Here is a 15,389-nt window from a genome sequence, read left to right on the forward strand (position 1 = left end):
TAATAAACAAAAAATAGTTCTTTTTTCCTACTATTGTCGAAAAAACAAGATTTATATCAAAAAAAGGCTATGAATTCGACCTTAACATGCGGGTCGGTTTCCGGTTACAATGTAATATATTCGCAAGTTTTGTAGAAATTCTGCCTATGCAGCTTGACGATGGGAAAGAAGGTGCCGTGATGCTCAACATTTTCAAGGATTTTTTGCTCAACTTGTTTTTCATCCTTCTGCCAGTATTTCTCGTTCCGCTTTGTACGGAGCAAGAGAAAGGGCCGAAACGGGTTCGCCTTTATTTGCTGACCATTTGTTACGCCGTCGTCATCGTGTTATGCATCACCCTTCCGGTCGGGGAAGAGAGTGATTTTATCTTTGACTTGCGGCAAATTCCATTATGGCTTGGCGGTCTGTACGGCGGAGCAGGGGCGGCGGCATTTTTGGCGCTGACAGCGGTCGCCTACCGCTCGTTGTTTGGCGGAGCTGGCGTCTTCGTCACCGCCGTCATTTCCATCGCCATCGCTGCAACGAGCAGTTTATTGACAAAACGGTTTATCCGAATGCCAGCCAAACAGCGGGCACTGTTCGCCGCATCGCTCAGCTTCGGCTCCGGTGTATTGACCGTCGCCATGGCGGAGTGGATGGCGGCCGCGGTTTCTCCTCCACCTTCCGTTGCGCTCATTTTTTTGCTTGTGCAGCCTATCAGCATGCTCGTCGTTTGTTCGTTTTGGGAGATGATGCATCATAGCATCGCGCTGCGCAAACAAATCATTCGTGCTGAGAAAATGGAAGCTGTCACCCATTTGGCGGCCTCGATCTCCCACGAAATTCGCAATCCACTCACCGCGGCGCGCGGATTTATTCAGCTGATCGAGGAACAATCGCTCGCCGCCGACAAACGCCGCCAGTATGCACGCATCGCCATTGAGGAGCTTGATCGGGCGGAAGCGATCATCACCGATTACTTGACGTTCGCTAAACCGGCGCCCGAGACTCCGGAAAAGCTGAACGTGAAACTTGAGATTGAGCGTGTCATTGACATCCTCCGCCCGCTCGCCAATATGAGCTGCGTCGATATTCAAGCGACACTTGCCCCATTTTCCGTCATCGGTGAGCGCGAAAAATTCCGTCAATGTTTGCTCAACGTAATGAAAAACGCCATCGAAGCGATGCCCAACGGCGGGACGCTGCAAGTGTCCGTCTCCATTGACAGCGGCCGCGTGCTCATCCGCATCGCTGACACCGGCGTCGGCATGACGAAAGAACAGCTCGAACGTTTGGGCGAGCCGTATTTTACAACGAAAGGAGTGAAAGGCACAGGGCTTGGGATGATGGTCGTCTACCGCATCGTCGAATCGATGAACGGAACGATCCGCATCGAAAGCGAAGTACATAAAGGGACAACGGTGTCCATTTATTTGCCGCTCGCACCGTCTCCCTCTTCCTCCGCGATTTCCGATAAAGAAAAACAGCTGTTTGCCGCCTTGTGACATAGCAGGGACCAGCCGTAAAAGCTCTTGCAGGCAAGGACCAACATATCGAAGTTCTGTATGCCCCCATCAAAGGGCCTTTTCTTTTTTTCGGGCATCTTTTTTTCCTTTCGTCCCCCCTTTCGCGTCCTATTTTGGGGTGAAATTCTGGAATAGCTCCTCAGTTCAGAACGGATCGCCGCGGTTTCACATCACAGTTCTTTTTGCTACAATACTATCGAAGCGAAACACATCGAGGAAAAGGAGACAGTTGCATGATTCACGTCAAAACGGAACGGGAAATTCAATTGATGCGCGAGGCGGGAAAGTTGCTCGCCGCCTGTCATCAAGAGATCGCCAAACGCATCGGACCGGGCGTCACAACGATGGAAATTGACCGGTTCGTTGAAACGTTTTTGGCCAAATACGGCGCCAAACCGGAACAAAAAGGATACCGCGGCTATCCGTATGCGACATGCGCTTCCATTAACGATGAAATTTGCCACGGGTTTCCGCGCAACGAGCCGCTGAAAGAAGGCGATATCGTCACGATCGACTTTGTCGTCAATTTGCGCGGAGCGCTCGCCGATTCCGCTTGGACGTACGCCATCGGCGACGTCGGTGAAGACGTGGAAAAGCTGCTTGACGTCACGGAGCAGTCGCTCTATAAAGGAATCGAGCAAGCGGTTCTTGGCAATCGAATCGGCGACATCGGCCACGCCATTCAAACGTACGTCGAAGCGCACGGCTTTTCCGTCGTCCGCGATTTCACCGGACACGGCATCGGCCCGACGATCCACGAAGAGCCGTATGTCCCCCACTTCGGCGAAAAAGGAAAAGGCATGCGTTTAAAGGAGGGGATGGTCATCACGATCGAACCGATGGTCAACATGGGGGCATGGCAAAGCAAAATGGATCCGAACGGCTGGACGGCGCGGACGATCGACGGCTCGTATTCAGCGCAATATGAACATACGATCGCCATTACGAAAAACGGACCGCTCATTTTGACGACGCCGGCGTAAGGATGCGAATGCTTCTTGTTCTCAACAGCTGGATTTTTCGACATTTGAAATGAAAAAACCCGGGTAAACGTTTACCCGGGTTTTTTCGTTCTCTTCTCCCTATTTACATCAAACCGTTGCATCCGCTATTCTGGCATCATCTTCTCCCGCCCCTTTGTTTACATAATATAATTATAGTTTCTAACCTTCGAGCACTTTCACGTAAAACGTGCGCTGGCGCGGTCCGTCGTACTCGCAAAAATAGACGCCTTGCCACCGCCCAAGGAGCAGACGGCCTTCATGAATAATGACGTGCTGCGAAGCCCCAACCGTGCTCGCTTTCATATGGGCGGCCGTGTTCCCTTCCATATGGCGGTCAAGCGGATGCTCCCACGGATATGTTTCATCAAAGCGGCGCATCATGTCGCGCTTGACATCCGGATCCGCGTTTTCGTTAATGGTGATGCCAGCCGTTGTATGCGGACAATAAACGACAGCGATCCCTTCCGTCACGTTAGCCTGGCGCACCGTCTCCTCGACGAATGAAGTAATGTCGATCATTTCATCCCGCTTTGCCGTGCGGATTGTAAAAGAACGAAGCATAGATTCCACCACCTGGGCAAACATTTTGTACTTCGCAAAAAAGGTTTGCTACTTTAAATAATATAACACAAAAAATGGAGTGAGAAACCGTTGGCCAAGCGCTATGAAAACTTAGACGGCGTCTCGACGCACAAAACATGGGCCGATTTCCGCCGTTGGCAGCGGGAGCGGAAACAAAAACAAAAAGATTTGTCCTACGTCGTGCCGCATGTTTCACCGCCTCAATACGAGCGGCTTCGGGAGTCGAACGGACGACCGCAGCTCTGTTGGGTCGGCCATTCGACCTTTGTCGTTCAACTCAATGGCATCACCATCGTCACTGATCCCGTCTGGGCGAATTGGATGGGCGCGGCCAAACGCTTGACGGCTCCCGGCGTTCCGCTTGACAAGATGCCGCCCGTGGACGTTGTGCTCATCTCCCACGGCCACTACGACCATTTGCATTTCGGCAGCCTCCGCCGCTTAAAAGGCGATCCGCACGTGTTCGTGCCGGTCGGCCTCGGCCGCCTGTTCCGCCGCCGCGGCTACCGCCATGTCACCGAACTGTCATGGTGGGAAACGGCCGTCTTCCGTGATGTGTCGCTGACGTTTGTTCCATCCCAGCATTGGACGCGGCGGACGCTGTGGGACACGAACACGTCGCATTGGGGCGGATGGGTGATCACATCAAACGGCGCGCCCACCATCTACTTCGCCGGCGACAGCGGCTACTTCCGCGGCTTTCGCGACATCGGCGAACGCTTTTCCATCGACTATGCGCTCTTGCCGATCGGCGCGTACGAACCGGAATGGTTTATGGGGCCGCAGCACACCACGCCCGAAGAAGCGGTGCAGGCGTTTTTGGACTGCCGCGCCCGGCTGTTTGTCCCGATGCATTACGGGGCCTTCCGCCTCGCGGACGATACGCCGAAAGAAGCGCTCGATCGCTTATGGGCCGAATGGCGGCGGCGCGGATTGGAAGATGACCGCTTGCTTTGCTTAAAGCTCGGCGAGGTGATCGATGCCGCCCAAGCGTTGACGGCCCTTTCCCAATTCGACAATACGTTCAGCCAAACAGGCGCAATCACCATGGTGAAACAAGCGCGGCAAAAGGAATGAGCGCAACTTTATCCAAAAGAGCGAGCCAGTCAGCGGCTCGCTCTTATTCATTGAATTGGCGGTATACGTACGGCTCCTTCGGTTTGGCCACCCTCTCCCATGACGTCACTTTTACATACGGAAGCGTCATATGAAACGGCTGGTAATACATGGTGGATAGCGTACCTTTCACATGAATCCATTCATCATTTTGAAGCGGCACCGTCTTTGGAAACTGAAGGAGCAGCCCGTACACCCCTGAATCCGCAACACAATGAATGATTCCAAAGCGAAGGAGAAACGCCTCATTGGCGCGCGCCGTTTCCTCACGGTAGACAAACCCGATGAATTCAATGTCGCGGGCGGCAAATTCGCCAGGAAACTGATAAATCGTTTCCATGGCATTTAAATAGTTTTGATCATTCAACTCCAAGCGAGGGAGACGGCCGTATTTTTTCAGCTCTTTTTCCATGGCATTTTGATAATCATCCCGCCCATAATACATGCTCGTATCCGGACGCAAAAACTGCCGCTGGGCAAACGGATCGCTGCTGTCAGCCGCCATCCCAGGAACATGAATTCCTTTCGCCTTTACGACTTCAGAATCCAGCGTCGCAACGGGAAACAAGAAGGCGGAAACAAGCGGAAAAACAAAAATAAGGTAATTCACCGCCCGCTTCCAGCGCGCAGACGGCTCATGATGATGATGGCCGCAGCACTCCTCCCCATGATCGTGCGGTTCCTCGTTGCGGCTTGCCAGCACAAATTGCACGATCGTTAAAAAAGCAAACACAAACATCGCACTAAACGAAATATACGAATACCGCATATTAATGTATTTGCTCAACTCTCCAGTAATATATAAATGGAAAAACAAAAACGCAAACCCAAGCAAAATATACATGCGAACCATGCCGCCACCTCCTTGCTAGATCAATAGCGATCCGGCAAACACAAACAACGTGATATAGGCAATCAGTTTCCACACAAACCGGGCGCGGAATGACTGAAACAACATGAGCGTATTTTTCACATCGAGCATCGGCCCGTAAACAAGAAACGCTGCCAGCGCGTGAAACGGAAATGTGCTTTGAAACGACGAGGCGATAAATGCGTCCGCCTCGGAACAGAGCGACAGTACGAAGGCGAGCGCCATCATGACCAAAGAGGCCGCCACTTTCCCATTGCCGATCGAAACAAGCGCCGACGTTTTCACATACGTTTGCATCGCCGAAGCAATGAACGCCCCAATGATCAAATACTTTCCGGTCGCAAAAAATTCATCGATCGTATGGTGCAGGGTGCCGACGATTTTCTCTTTCCACGTACGGGGCATCATCGGCATCTCGCGCCGTTCATGGCGCAACTCGCTGCCTTCATGCCGAATCGCCATCACGGCGCCGACAGCGACGGCGACGGCGCAAGCGAACAGCGCCCGGCACAATACCATCGTCCAACTGCTTCCGAAGGCGATATATGTCGAAAACAGCACAACCGGATTGATGACGGGAGCCGTTAACATAAACGGCACGGCCGCGTAAAGCGGCACCCCCTTGGCGACGAGACGGCGGGTGATCGGCACGATGCTGCATTCGCACGAAGGAAACAAAACCCCGACCAATGCCGCATAAACAATCGCCAAGCCGCGGTTTTTCGGCACCCATCGTTGCACTGTCTCTTCACTGACAAACATTTGAATGACTCCGGAAACAAACACCCCAAGCACGACGAACGGCAACGATTCAATCAATATGCTGATAAAAATCGTATTCAGCTGCAAAAACGTGTTCATCATGAGTTCTCCTCTCATTTACAACCGTTCATTGTATCACTGACAAGACCCCCTGTCATGAAAATTTGATGAGAAAAAAGGCGCTCCGCCTTTGGCGAAACGCCTCTTCTATTATTCTTCCACTTCTTTTTTCCATAGCCCGACCATCAGCGCCGTGACGACCGAGCCGATCAAAATAGCCAACATATAAAGCCATGCGCTGCCTTTGACGATCGGGATGACGAAAATCCCGCCGTGCGGCGCCGGCAAACCGATATGGAACCACATCGTCAACGCTCCCGCAACGGCCGAGCCGACGATAATCGATGGAATGACCCGCACCGGATCAGCCGCGGCAAACGGAATCGCCCCTTCGGTAATGAACGAAGCGCCCATGATATAGCACGTTTTTCCAGCTTCACGCTCGGCTTTCGTAAACTTTTTCTTAAAGAACGTTGTCGCCAGCGCCAATCCGAGCGGCGGCACCATCCCGCCAGCCATAATCGCCGCATGCGGCGCAAAGTTGCCGGCTTCAATCATCGCCAGCCCAAACGTATACGCCGCTTTGTTGATCGGTCCGCCCATATCGACCGCCATCATGCCGCCCAACACCGCACCAAGCAGCACTAAGTTTGCGGTGCCCATGCCGGAAAGCCAATGTTTCATCCCTTCATTCAACGCCTTGACTGGATCGATGACCACATACATCATAATGATGCCGGTGAGGAAAATACCGAATACCGGATAGAGCAGCACCGGTTTAATCCCCTCAAGCGACTGCGGCAAGCGGCTGAACAGTTTCCGGAGCCCGACGACCAAATACCCGGCCAAAAAGCCGGCGATCAACCCACCCAAAAAGCCGGCCCCGCCGTTCGCCGCCAAAAAGCCGCCGACCATCCCCGGCGCAAATCCCGGCCGGTCGGCAATGCTCATGGCGATGAATGCGGCCAGCACAGGGACCATTAAAGCGAACGCATTGCCGCCGCCAATGTCCATTAACAGTTTGGCAAACGGATGATACGACGGATCTTTCGGATCAAACGCCTTAATGCCGAACGTGAAGGAAAGCGCAATCAAAATCCCGCCGCCGACGACAAACGGCAACATATTCGATACGCCGTTCATCAAATGCTTGTAAAAACCGGTTCGCGGTTTCGCCGCTCCCGCGCTGCCTCGCGCCGCACCGCTTGCCCGATAAATCGGCGCGTCTTGGCGCAGCGCCTGCTCGATGAGCTTCTCTGGCTCACGGATCGCCTGGGAGACCGGCACTTGAATGACATGTTTGCCGTCAAAACGGTCCATTTCCACTTGTTTATCGGCCGCCACAATGATCGCCGTTGCTTCTTCAATCTCCTGCGCCGTCAGAGCGTTTTTCACCCCATCGGAGCCGTTTGTCTCGACTTTGATGGATACGCCCATTTCCGCTGCTTTCGCCTTCAGCGCATCAGCGGCCATATACGTATGGGCAATCCCGGTCGGGCAGGCGGTAACGGCGAGCACTTTCCGTCCGCCGCCAGATGGCGCGCCTTGCAGAGACGGTTCTTCCTCTTTGTTCTCTTTCTCTTTGAACAAACGGAGGATCTCCTCTTCATCCGAAGCATTTTCCAACCGGGCGCGGAACGAGGCATCCATCAACAGCGACGATAGTTTCGCCAACGCCTGCAAATGCGTCTGTTCCCCGCCTTCCGGGGCCGCGATCATGAAAAACAAATGGCTTGGCTGGCCGTCCAGCGACTCGTAATCAATGCCGGCAGCCGAACGGCCAAACGCCACCGCCGGGCGCTTGACCGCCGCCGTTTTGGCGTGCGGAATGGCGACGCCATCCCCAACGCCGGTCGTGCTTTGTTTTTCGCGCGCCCAAATCGCCCGTTTGAACGCCTCCATATCGCTGACCGCTCCCGCCTCGGCGAGTTTCGCGGCCAACTCTTCAATCACTTCCTCTTTTGTCTTTGCCCGAAGTTCAAGAATCATCGTTTCCTTTGTTAACAAATCCGTGACATTCATCTGTACGCCCCCCTTTATTTCCTCCTATAAACGTGCGACGCGGACGCGGTCGACGAGCGCTTCGACTTCCTCTTTCGTGCATAAATCTTCCGAAAACGCGGTCGCGCTTCCGGCGGCGACACTGTAAGCGAACGCTTCCTCAATGGATGTTCCGCTCGCCCAGGCGGCCAAAAATCCAGCGACCATCGAATCGCCCGCCCCGACCGAATTTTTCACCGTTCCTTGTGGCGCTTCGGCAAACAGCGTTGCTTCCCGGCCGAAGTAAAACGCCCCCGCGCCGCCCATCGAGACGATGAGATGCTCCACTCCTCTTTCAACCAACCGGCGGCCATAGGGGATGATTTCTTCTTTCGTCAGCACAGCAGCGCCAAACAGTTCGGCCAGCTCATGGTGATTCGGCTTGGCAAGAAACGGCCGGTAGGCGAGCAGCGCCTCGAGCGCCGGACCGCTCGTATCGACGACAAGACGAACACGCCGTTTCACCGCTCGAGCCGCCAGTTGCTCGTACACGTCCACCGACAGCGACATCGGCGCGCTTCCGGCGAGCACAAGCACATCACCGGCCGAAAGCGCTCCGATTTTCGCTATCAATTGCGTTGCATCGTCATCGGCAATCATCGGGCCTTCACCGTTAATTTCCGTCTCCCGCCCAGCTTTCAGTTTGACGTTAATGCGCGTTTGCCCTGGGACATGAACAAAATCGCAGGCAATGCCTTCTTTCCGAAGCTCGCTTTCAATGAACCCGCCGGTAAACCCGCCGACGAATCCAAGCGCCGTGCTGTCAACACCCAAACGCTTCAACACGCGCGATACGTTGATCCCTTTCCCGCCCGGAAATGTGAACGTTTTCACTGAACGATTCAGTTCGCCAACATGCAGCTCATCGAGGTGAACGATATAATCAACAGATGGATTCAACGTGCATGTGTAAATCACGGAGCCACAACCTCTACTGTTGTTTTTGTTCGATACAAATCTTTCCACTCTTCATCCAATTCATCGGTGATCAACACCGCTTCATGCAAATCAGCAATTTTCGCAAACGCGCTTTCATTCAACTTCGAATGGTCAGCGAGCACATACGCGCGTTGCGCCAGCTGCATCGCCGTATATTTCACCAGCGCTTCTTCCGGATCCGGCGTCGTATAACCGTAGTCGTAATGAACGCCGTTGGCGCCGATGAAGCATTGGTCAAAGCGGTACTGCCGCAGCGACTCGATGGCACCGCGCCCGATCAACGCCTTCGTTTTCGGCTTGATCATGCCGCCGATCAAATACGTCGCCACATTGTGCTCAAGCAACCGCTCGACATGCATCACGCCGTTCGTGACAACGATGACCTCTTTGTCAGCCAAATACGGAATCATTTCCCACGTTGTCGTCCCCGCATCTAAATAGATGCAGTTTCCTTTTTGCACCAAACTGGCCGCATAGGCAGCGATCCGCCGCTTTTCTTCGATATATTTCAGCGATTTTTCCGATACGCTTAACTCTTCGCGCTTCTGCTGCAACAAGGCCGCCCCGCCGTGCACACGGCGCAGTTTCTTTTCGGTTTCAAGCTGCGTCAAATCGCGGCGAATCGTCGACTCCGACGCCCCGGTCGCGTCAACGAGCTCTTGCAGCTTGATGACTCCTTTTTGCGCCAACAGGTCCAAAATGAGGCGGTGGCGTTCTTCCGTCAGCACATTCCCACCTCCGATCATCGGCGATATCGCTTACAACTCTATCATAAGCCAAAACAGAGAAAAAATCAATCAAAATCATTCATTTTAGATCAATAACATTCAATAAAAAAAACAAAACAACCAAAAACAATCAAAATAAAAATAAAAAACACTTGCCATCGGCAAGTGCCTTCTTTCGCTTAATTCAGTTGCTGCATCTCGGCAAGCGGCAAATAGTGCTCTCGCACAAACGCGATAAACTTCGCCGCATAGACCGGATCAAACTGCGTTCCTGCGCAACGTTCGATTTCTTCAAGCGCCTCTTCAAACGTTTTCGTCGGCTGGTACGGCCGCTCGGTTGTCATAGCGTCAAACGAGTCGATAATACACAAAATGCGGGCCAGTTTCGGGATTTCTTCCCCTTTCAGCCCGTACGGATACCCTTTCCCATCATATCGTTCGTGGTGCAGCTCGACAAGCGGAAGCAAATCATCAAACCGCTTCTCCGCCGCCACAATCTCGCGCCCCCACGTTACGTGCTTTTTGATGATTTCCCATTCATGCTTCTCCAACTTTCCGCGCTTATTTAAAATATCGCGGGGCACTTCGATTTTGCCAATGTCATGGATGAGCGCTCCTAAAATGAGCGTCTGCCGTTCATGGTCGGTCAACTCATCAAGACGGCTGCCAAACTCCAACGCATATTTAAACACCCGTTTGCTATGGCGGTATGTATAGACATCTTTGGAAAGAAAAAATTTCACTTGCTGCTCGAGCGCTTCCAAATCTTGCTTAAACTTAATCTCATCCAAGCACATATTGTGCTTATCATACAGCTGCACGTTGTTTTTCCCTTGCGCCTTCGCGTAATACAGCGCCTGATCGGCCCGATGGATCAATTCCTCGCTTTCGTACATATCTTTTTCCATCTCGGCGATGCCGCACGAAAACGACAGGCAACGATACGGAATATGCTCGACGCCTTCAAAATATGTATCGTTCACTTCTTTGCGCAACCGATTTAAAAACGCGTACGCGTCTTCTTTCGTCGTGTTGGGCATTAAAATGGCAAACTCTTCTCCGCCATAGCGAGCGACCGTAAAGTTCGTCCCTCCCACCGCTTTTTGCAGCAGTTTCCCGAAAAAAGTCAACAAACGGTCGCCTTGCAAATGGCCATTCCGGTCATTGTATTTTTTAAAATCGTCCAGATCAAGGAACGCCAATGTCAACGGCTGTTTAAGCAGTTTGCAGTCGGAAAACTGCTCCTTGAGCGCTTCCTTGAAAAAACCATGGTTGTAAAGACCGGTGAGGTGGTCTTTGTTGGCGCGGTTGGAAACTAACTCGTATAAAACTATAAATTTCCTAAATACTACTGATAGAATGATTACTAAAACAGTAAATAGAAATAGCCCAAAATACCGTTCTTTATCTAATAAAATAGCTAAAACAAGAGACAGTATTAAAGTAACACAGTAACTAACCATTGCTTCAAACAAGACACCAAAATTAAAAGCACCTTTATATACACGCTCTAAAAAAACAAAAAACATAAATATTAAACTAATATTGATAAGAAAGTACACCAACAAACTAACCATATAAGGAAACAAATAGTCAGTTTTAATTTCTCCAATCTGCCCGCCAAAATACAAAAAGGAATAAAATGCCCCTGCAATCATTAAAGAGTACATTGAAAGATTGAATAAGTGTTTCCACCATGCCATTTTTCTTTTATATAAAAACTCTACTAAAATGCTAATCAGTAGAACCTTCAACGCAAGAGAAATGCCGTATAAAAACATAACTGCTAGGTAAATAGCCGAATCCATCGAAAAAGAGTTGTCCTTAGGAGGAAGATGGACAGAAAAATAGCTCAATAAAAGAACAGCAGCAACTAAAAAATAAACAAAAACCCAATCTTTAAGAGATGGAATAGAAAATCCATCTCCTACAACAAAAGTTATCAAACTAATAAAAAAATAAGAAATAAATATACTTTTCCTTGCCATTTTAATATTGGAGTCATCTTGATAACCACTCTCATTATCCAAAAATTCAGCCCATAGATCTGAGATGTGTTTAACTTAACGGTTGGAGAATTGTAGAGCACACAAACAAATTTCAGCTTCCAATTCTAAACCCCGACGTCAACGCTACAATCACCGAACCGAGGATGAACAAATTGATCAATACTTGTTTTACTTTGAATTTCATGTCCTTTTCCCCCTTAAAAATTAGTTTATTGATTCGCAGGAGCGGCCGTTGTTTCTTTCTCAGCATCGTCTGCCCCATGGCGCGGTGCGCTGAGCATCAGATGCTGGATGAACAAGAACGCCCCTACGTTCATCACAACGTCGCCGATGCTGATGACTTGTTGGCGCGGGTACGGCGGAGACAGCGGAATGATGTCGCCAAGAAACGGCAGAAGCGTATCCGATGTGATCGCCTGGTGCTTGCCGTACAAACCGGCTTTTAACGCTTCGATGTATTCGCGGCCGAGAAATTGGGCGGCTTCGATCGATACCGGCATCCGTCCACCGTTTAAGGCCATGACGATAAAGTTAAGCAAGACGCCGGCGAAGATGACCGAAAACCCCGGCTGATGGCGGTTGAGCCACAGAAATGCGAGTCCTGTGATATAGACGAGAAGAAAAATAACGTTGCTCATTTTGGCGATCCACTCGATGCGTTCTTGAAGGAAAAAGACGATAAACTGCACCGCCAATAAGATCGGGAACAGCCAACCGCCGCGCAATTTCATGTTGGCCAACCCTTTCAAGCTTCCGCCGCGAAACCAGCCGATCAACAACGACAAAATGATTCCATCGTAAACCATAATGCTGTCCCCTTGATAAACAGAATTTTCTCTTTTTTCTAAACTACTGTCCTCACTTCTATTTTTACCGTTTTTTTCATTCCATGTAAATAGTCCGTTCGTCCTAACTACAAACAAATTTTGATGAATATCGTTTCCTTCTTTTCGTTTTCGTCATTCTTTGAAACAAGAAACGACAAAAACAGCGTCATGTATATCCATTGAATAGTGAAAAAGAACCTACCCTCAATGGAATGATCCCCCGACTGCGCAAACACTTAGCGGCAGGAGATTCTTGGGCGCGCCTGCCCACAGCCAGCAAGCCATCCTCGTTCATCTCACCGTTCCGCTTCCAAGCTTATGTGGATTGGCTTCACGCGCAAGATAATAAACGGATGGTCCGTCGCAACAATGAATATCCCTCATTCCTTCTGCAAGACAAAGATATTTGATAAACCAACTAAATCCCCCCCAAGCAATAATAAAGATAGCCGTCGTTGATCCGTTCCGTGACGCGGCTGTTTCATGTTCCACTGCTTGACGCTTCCGACCTCACTATGTCCGGCATGGCATAACACACAGACGGCATATCCGTACAAGCTCACTTTATGCGGCACTCCTCTTTCCCTCCTAACGACATCGATTCTAGAAATGCGGCATGCGTTTTTCTCGTTGAAAGACAAAAAGCCCTTTTTTATTATTCCGTATTGCTTTTCGGAAGATTATTGTTATAATTGTTTATACAGTAATAATTTTATGGATAAAAACGTCCTTTTTGCCCATTATATGGAAAGGAGATGAAAAAGAAATGGACGCGGAAATGTTGGGAAGCAAGGATGACAAAACGTATACACGTCGGATTAGCCAAGTCGGGAATAGTTTGTCCGTTAGCATCCCGAAAGATTTAGCCACGATGCTAAACCTAAATAAAGGCGATGAAATCGAAATATATTACGACAAGGAACGAGGGGAAATCGTGATGAAACGCGCAAACCGAATTCCAAAAGAAGTCCGTCCTGAAGTCGTGATGGCGATGAACCGCGCGATCTCCAAATATGACGAAGCGCTGCGCAACTTGAAATATAGATAAAGGAGCAACCGGAGGAAAACATGGTTTATTATTTGACAGCGGAAGAAATCATATTTATCCATTACACGGTCATGGAAATGTACGACGACGCAGAACAAGCGGGGATCCAATTCCCCGATAAATTCGCGTGGATGTTGGAAAGACCGAAAACGAAATTGTTCGGGGAGGAACAGTTCCCTTCGATTATTGAAAAGGCTTGCTGCTATTACCATTCCATCGCGACAGGTCATATTTTCCACAACGGCAATAAGCGGACGGCTTTAACCGTATTCGTCACGTTCCTTGATTTGAATGGATATGAGTTCACTATGACCAATAAAGAAGCGGAAGATTTCACGGTGTACCTTGTCGAGGATGCCAAGTTCCGGGGAAATGATTGCATCCAGCATCTTGCCCACGAATTAGAGAGTTACATCCGTCCCATCCAAAAACGAAAAGAATGAGGAAAAGAGTGAGGAAAAGAGCGGGCCAAAGCCGGGTCAAGTTCAATTATTGCGTAAAATTCCATCGCCAACCCAGTAAACTTGGATGACAGGACAACAACATCGTTTTTTGCTGCTTTGTTTTTACGCAACTGTGCGAACCTTGATCCAAAGACGCCTTTTCGCTATTCGCAGCTTTTCATACTTTTACCTTGCGGCAGGTATTGAGTATTGTCAAAAGTTTATCCTCCACACTCACGGTCTTCCCTTGAGTTTCAACGGTTGAACGAAAAAAGCTTTCTACCCCCGGTGTTTCGGCCATCATTGAGGCAACAACACCCAACAGCCAAAACAAAGAGCGGCCTGATCTTTTGTCCTCCAGAGCCCGTTGAAACGAAAGTTTGCCCATTGCATCCCCGCTTATTTTTTGGCTATCCTACAACCATGGAAGCGAAAGTCTTTCGTCGGAAAATGAAAAAACGGATTCCGATCATCGTCAGGAATCCGTTTGTCTTGAACGGATTATCTCTCCGTCCCGCAGCTGCCTCGGCAATGGTCCGCTGCATGGCATGACGCGCACGCCCCTTTGGCGCTTTTTTTCACGTGTCGGACCAGCGTCCAGCCGGCGTAGGCAAAAATCGCTCCGCCGATCACAAGATTCGCGATCATCGATTCTCTCTCCTTTCATGAATAACCAAGCATATGCCCAAACTGATAGACGGCAAACGAAATGACATACGCAACCGTCAGCGCGCATCCGATTGACAACAGCGTCCATTTCCGCGACCCGGTTTCTTTGCGAATCGCCGCCACCGTCGCTAGACACGGCGTATAAAGCAGGACGAACACCATAAAGCTGAACGCCGACAGCGGCGTGAAATGGGAGGCGATCACCTGCTTCAGCCCGTTCGTCTCATGAACGTGGTAAATAATATTCATCGTGGACACGACAACTTCTTTCGCCAAAAAGCCGGTGATCAAAGCCGCGCCTGCCTGCCAGGCGCCAAAGCCAAGCGGGGCGAGCAACGGAGCGATGAGGCCGCCGATGGCGGCGAGAAAACTGTCATCCATGGCAACGCCGACCCCATGCGGCCCGATATACGTCAACAGCCAAATGGCGACCGAACCGCCAAAAATAAACGTGCCGGCTTTGCGAACGAACCCTTTCCCTTTCTCCCATGTGCTCCGCCATAACGTGAGCGCCTGCGGCACGCGGTATGGCGGCAGTTCAATGACAAACAGCGAACTTTCGTTTTTCAAGAGCGTCGATGAGAACAACTTGGCGAGCCCCAAAGCCACTGCAATGCCAAGCACGTAAAGTGAAAACACGACAAGCGCCTGCTCGCGGACGAAAAACGTGCCGGCAAACAAGGCGTACACCGGCAAGCGGGCGGAACACGACATAAACGGCAGCGCCAAGATCGTCAACAGCCGTTCTTTCGGCTGCTCGATCGTGCGCGCCGCCATCACCCCGGG

The 15,389-nt window shown here is 50.6% G+C and carries 17 protein-coding genes; 5 read left to right on the top strand and 12 right to left on the bottom strand.

Annotation, left to right across the window (positions count from 1 at the left end; all coding sequences use genetic code 11):
• Positions 1–179 precede the first annotated feature (179 nt).
• Together BRO54_RS16730 and map are read left to right on the top strand one after the other, a co-directional pair.
• Positions 180–1,484, top strand: coding sequence for an ATP-binding protein (locus BRO54_RS16730; protein WP_074044677.1), 1,305 nt, complete (start codon positions 180–182; stop codon positions 1,482–1,484).
• 254 nt (positions 1,485–1,738) lie between these two features.
• The gene (map, locus tag BRO54_RS16735) at positions 1,739–2,488 is read left to right on the top strand and encodes a type I methionyl aminopeptidase (RefSeq protein ID WP_011231323.1); all 750 of its coding nucleotides are present in this window, start codon (positions 1,739–1,741) and stop codon (positions 2,486–2,488) included.
• Positions 2,489–2,668: 180 nt separating this feature from the next.
• Here the strand turns inward: map and BRO54_RS16740 are convergent, their stop codons facing one another.
• Positions 2,669–3,070 (bottom strand): secondary thiamine-phosphate synthase enzyme YjbQ, encoded by a 402-nt coding sequence (locus BRO54_RS16740; protein ID WP_074044673.1) that lies wholly within the window; start codon positions 3,068–3,070, stop codon positions 2,669–2,671.
• Between the two features lie 90 nt (positions 3,071–3,160).
• Here BRO54_RS16740 and BRO54_RS16745 point away from each other — a divergent pair, with 90 nt between their 5' ends.
• Complete coding sequence (locus tag BRO54_RS16745; protein ID WP_074044674.1) at positions 3,161–4,168, top strand: MBL fold metallo-hydrolase; 1,008 nt, start codon at positions 3,161–3,163, stop codon at positions 4,166–4,168.
• 43 nt (positions 4,169–4,211) lie between these two features.
• Here BRO54_RS16745 and BRO54_RS16750 read toward each other — a convergent pair whose 3' ends face one another.
• The 8 genes from BRO54_RS16750 to BRO54_RS19895 all read right to left on the bottom strand — a co-directional run bounded on the left by BRO54_RS16750 (position 4,212) and on the right by BRO54_RS19895 (position 13,018).
• Positions 4,212–5,060, bottom strand: coding sequence for a TIGR03943 family putative permease subunit (locus tag BRO54_RS16750; protein ID WP_074044675.1), 849 nt, complete (start codon positions 5,058–5,060; stop codon positions 4,212–4,214).
• A 15-nt stretch (positions 5,061–5,075) separates the two neighbouring features.
• The gene (locus tag BRO54_RS16755; protein ID WP_041467864.1) at positions 5,076–5,942 is read right to left on the bottom strand and encodes a permease; all 867 of its coding nucleotides are present in this window, start codon (positions 5,940–5,942) and stop codon (positions 5,076–5,078) included.
• Between the two features lie 108 nt (positions 5,943–6,050).
• Positions 6,051–7,922, bottom strand: coding sequence for a PTS fructose transporter subunit IIABC (locus BRO54_RS16760; RefSeq protein WP_011231328.1), 1,872 nt, complete (start codon positions 7,920–7,922; stop codon positions 6,051–6,053).
• A gap of 24 nt (positions 7,923–7,946) precedes the next feature.
• Entirely contained in the window at positions 7,947–8,858 is a 912-nt protein-coding gene (pfkB, locus tag BRO54_RS16765; RefSeq protein ID WP_011231329.1) for a 1-phosphofructokinase, read from the bottom strand.
• Positions 8,855–9,607 (bottom strand): DeoR/GlpR family DNA-binding transcription regulator, encoded by a 753-nt coding sequence (locus tag BRO54_RS16770; RefSeq protein WP_011231330.1) that lies wholly within the window; start codon positions 9,605–9,607, stop codon positions 8,855–8,857. The genes pfkB and BRO54_RS16770 overlap by 4 nt, the downstream gene beginning before the upstream one ends.
• A 179-nt stretch (positions 9,608–9,786) precedes the next feature.
• The gene (locus BRO54_RS16775; RefSeq protein WP_074044676.1) at positions 9,787–11,595 is read right to left on the bottom strand and encodes a diguanylate cyclase; all 1,809 of its coding nucleotides are present in this window, start codon (positions 11,593–11,595) and stop codon (positions 9,787–9,789) included.
• 230 nt (positions 11,596–11,825) lie between these two features.
• On the bottom strand, positions 11,826–12,422 hold the full coding sequence (locus BRO54_RS16780) for a DUF5317 domain-containing protein (RefSeq protein ID WP_011231332.1): 597 nt from the start codon (positions 12,420–12,422) through the stop codon (positions 11,826–11,828).
• Between the two features lie 401 nt (positions 12,423–12,823).
• A complete protein-coding gene (locus BRO54_RS19895) occupies positions 12,824–13,018 on the bottom strand; it encodes a hypothetical protein (protein WP_023634432.1) in 195 nt (64 codons plus the stop codon).
• 191 nt (positions 13,019–13,209) lie between these two features.
• Here BRO54_RS19895 and BRO54_RS16795 point away from each other — a divergent pair, with 191 nt between their 5' ends.
• Together BRO54_RS16795 and BRO54_RS16800 are read left to right on the top strand one after the other, a co-directional pair.
• Positions 13,210–13,491: an AbrB/MazE/SpoVT family DNA-binding domain-containing protein gene (locus BRO54_RS16795; protein ID WP_013523845.1), complete on the top strand. Its 282-nt coding sequence runs from the start codon at positions 13,210–13,212 to the stop codon at positions 13,489–13,491.
• Positions 13,492–13,511: 20 nt separating this feature from the next.
• Positions 13,512–13,934 (top strand): type II toxin-antitoxin system death-on-curing family toxin, encoded by a 423-nt coding sequence (locus BRO54_RS16800; RefSeq protein ID WP_014195947.1) that lies wholly within the window; start codon positions 13,512–13,514, stop codon positions 13,932–13,934.
• A gap of 178 nt (positions 13,935–14,112) precedes the next feature.
• Here the strand turns inward: BRO54_RS16800 and BRO54_RS16805 are convergent, their stop codons facing one another.
• The 3 genes from BRO54_RS16805 to BRO54_RS16815 form a co-directional block, all read right to left on the bottom strand.
• Positions 14,113–14,322 carry a hypothetical protein gene (locus BRO54_RS16805; RefSeq protein ID WP_021321482.1) on the bottom strand — a complete coding sequence of 70 codons (210 nt, stop codon included), beginning with the start codon at positions 14,320–14,322 and terminating at the stop codon, positions 14,113–14,115.
• 113 nt (positions 14,323–14,435) lie between these two features.
• A complete protein-coding gene (locus BRO54_RS16810; RefSeq protein WP_014195950.1) occupies positions 14,436–14,582 on the bottom strand; it encodes a FeoB-associated Cys-rich membrane protein in 147 nt (48 codons plus the stop codon).
• A gap of 15 nt (positions 14,583–14,597) precedes the next feature.
• On the bottom strand, positions 14,598–15,389 hold a 792-nt coding region (locus tag BRO54_RS16815; protein ID WP_139268086.1), incomplete at its 5' end, for a nucleoside recognition domain-containing protein.

It is taken from the genome of Geobacillus proteiniphilus, assembly GCF_001908025.1.
Classification (GTDB): domain Bacteria; phylum Bacillota; class Bacilli; order Bacillales; family Anoxybacillaceae; genus Geobacillus; species Geobacillus proteiniphilus.

Coding starts and splice junctions, on each gene's coding strand:
- BRO54_RS16730 (WP_074044677.1), top strand. CDS start 180: ATGCTCAACATTTTCAAGGATTTTTTGCTCAACTTGTTTTTCATCCTT.
- map (WP_011231323.1), top strand. CDS start 1,739: ATGATTCACGTCAAAACGGAACGGGAAATTCAATTGATGCGCGAGGCG.
- BRO54_RS16740 (WP_074044673.1), bottom strand. CDS start 3,070: ATGCTTCGTTCTTTTACAATCCGCACGGCAAAGCGGGATGAAATGATC.
- BRO54_RS16750 (WP_074044675.1), bottom strand. CDS start 5,060: ATGGTTCGCATGTATATTTTGCTTGGGTTTGCGTTTTTGTTTTTCCAT.
- BRO54_RS16755 (WP_041467864.1), bottom strand. CDS start 5,942: ATGATGAACACGTTTTTGCAGCTGAATACGATTTTTATCAGCATATTG.
- BRO54_RS16760 (WP_011231328.1), bottom strand. CDS start 7,922: ATGAATGTCACGGATTTGTTAACAAAGGAAACGATGATTCTTGAACTT.
- BRO54_RS16775 (WP_074044676.1), bottom strand. CDS start 11,595: ATGGCAAGGAAAAGTATATTTATTTCTTATTTTTTTATTAGTTTGATA.
- BRO54_RS16780 (WP_011231332.1), bottom strand. CDS start 12,422: ATGGTTTACGATGGAATCATTTTGTCGTTGTTGATCGGCTGGTTTCGC.
- BRO54_RS16795 (WP_013523845.1), top strand. CDS start 13,210: ATGGACGCGGAAATGTTGGGAAGCAAGGATGACAAAACGTATACACGT.
- BRO54_RS16800 (WP_014195947.1), top strand. CDS start 13,512: ATGGTTTATTATTTGACAGCGGAAGAAATCATATTTATCCATTACACG.
- BRO54_RS16805 (WP_021321482.1), bottom strand. CDS start 14,322: ATGGGCAAACTTTCGTTTCAACGGGCTCTGGAGGACAAAAGATCAGGC.
- BRO54_RS16810 (WP_014195950.1), bottom strand. CDS start 14,582: ATGATCGCGAATCTTGTGATCGGCGGAGCGATTTTTGCCTACGCCGGC.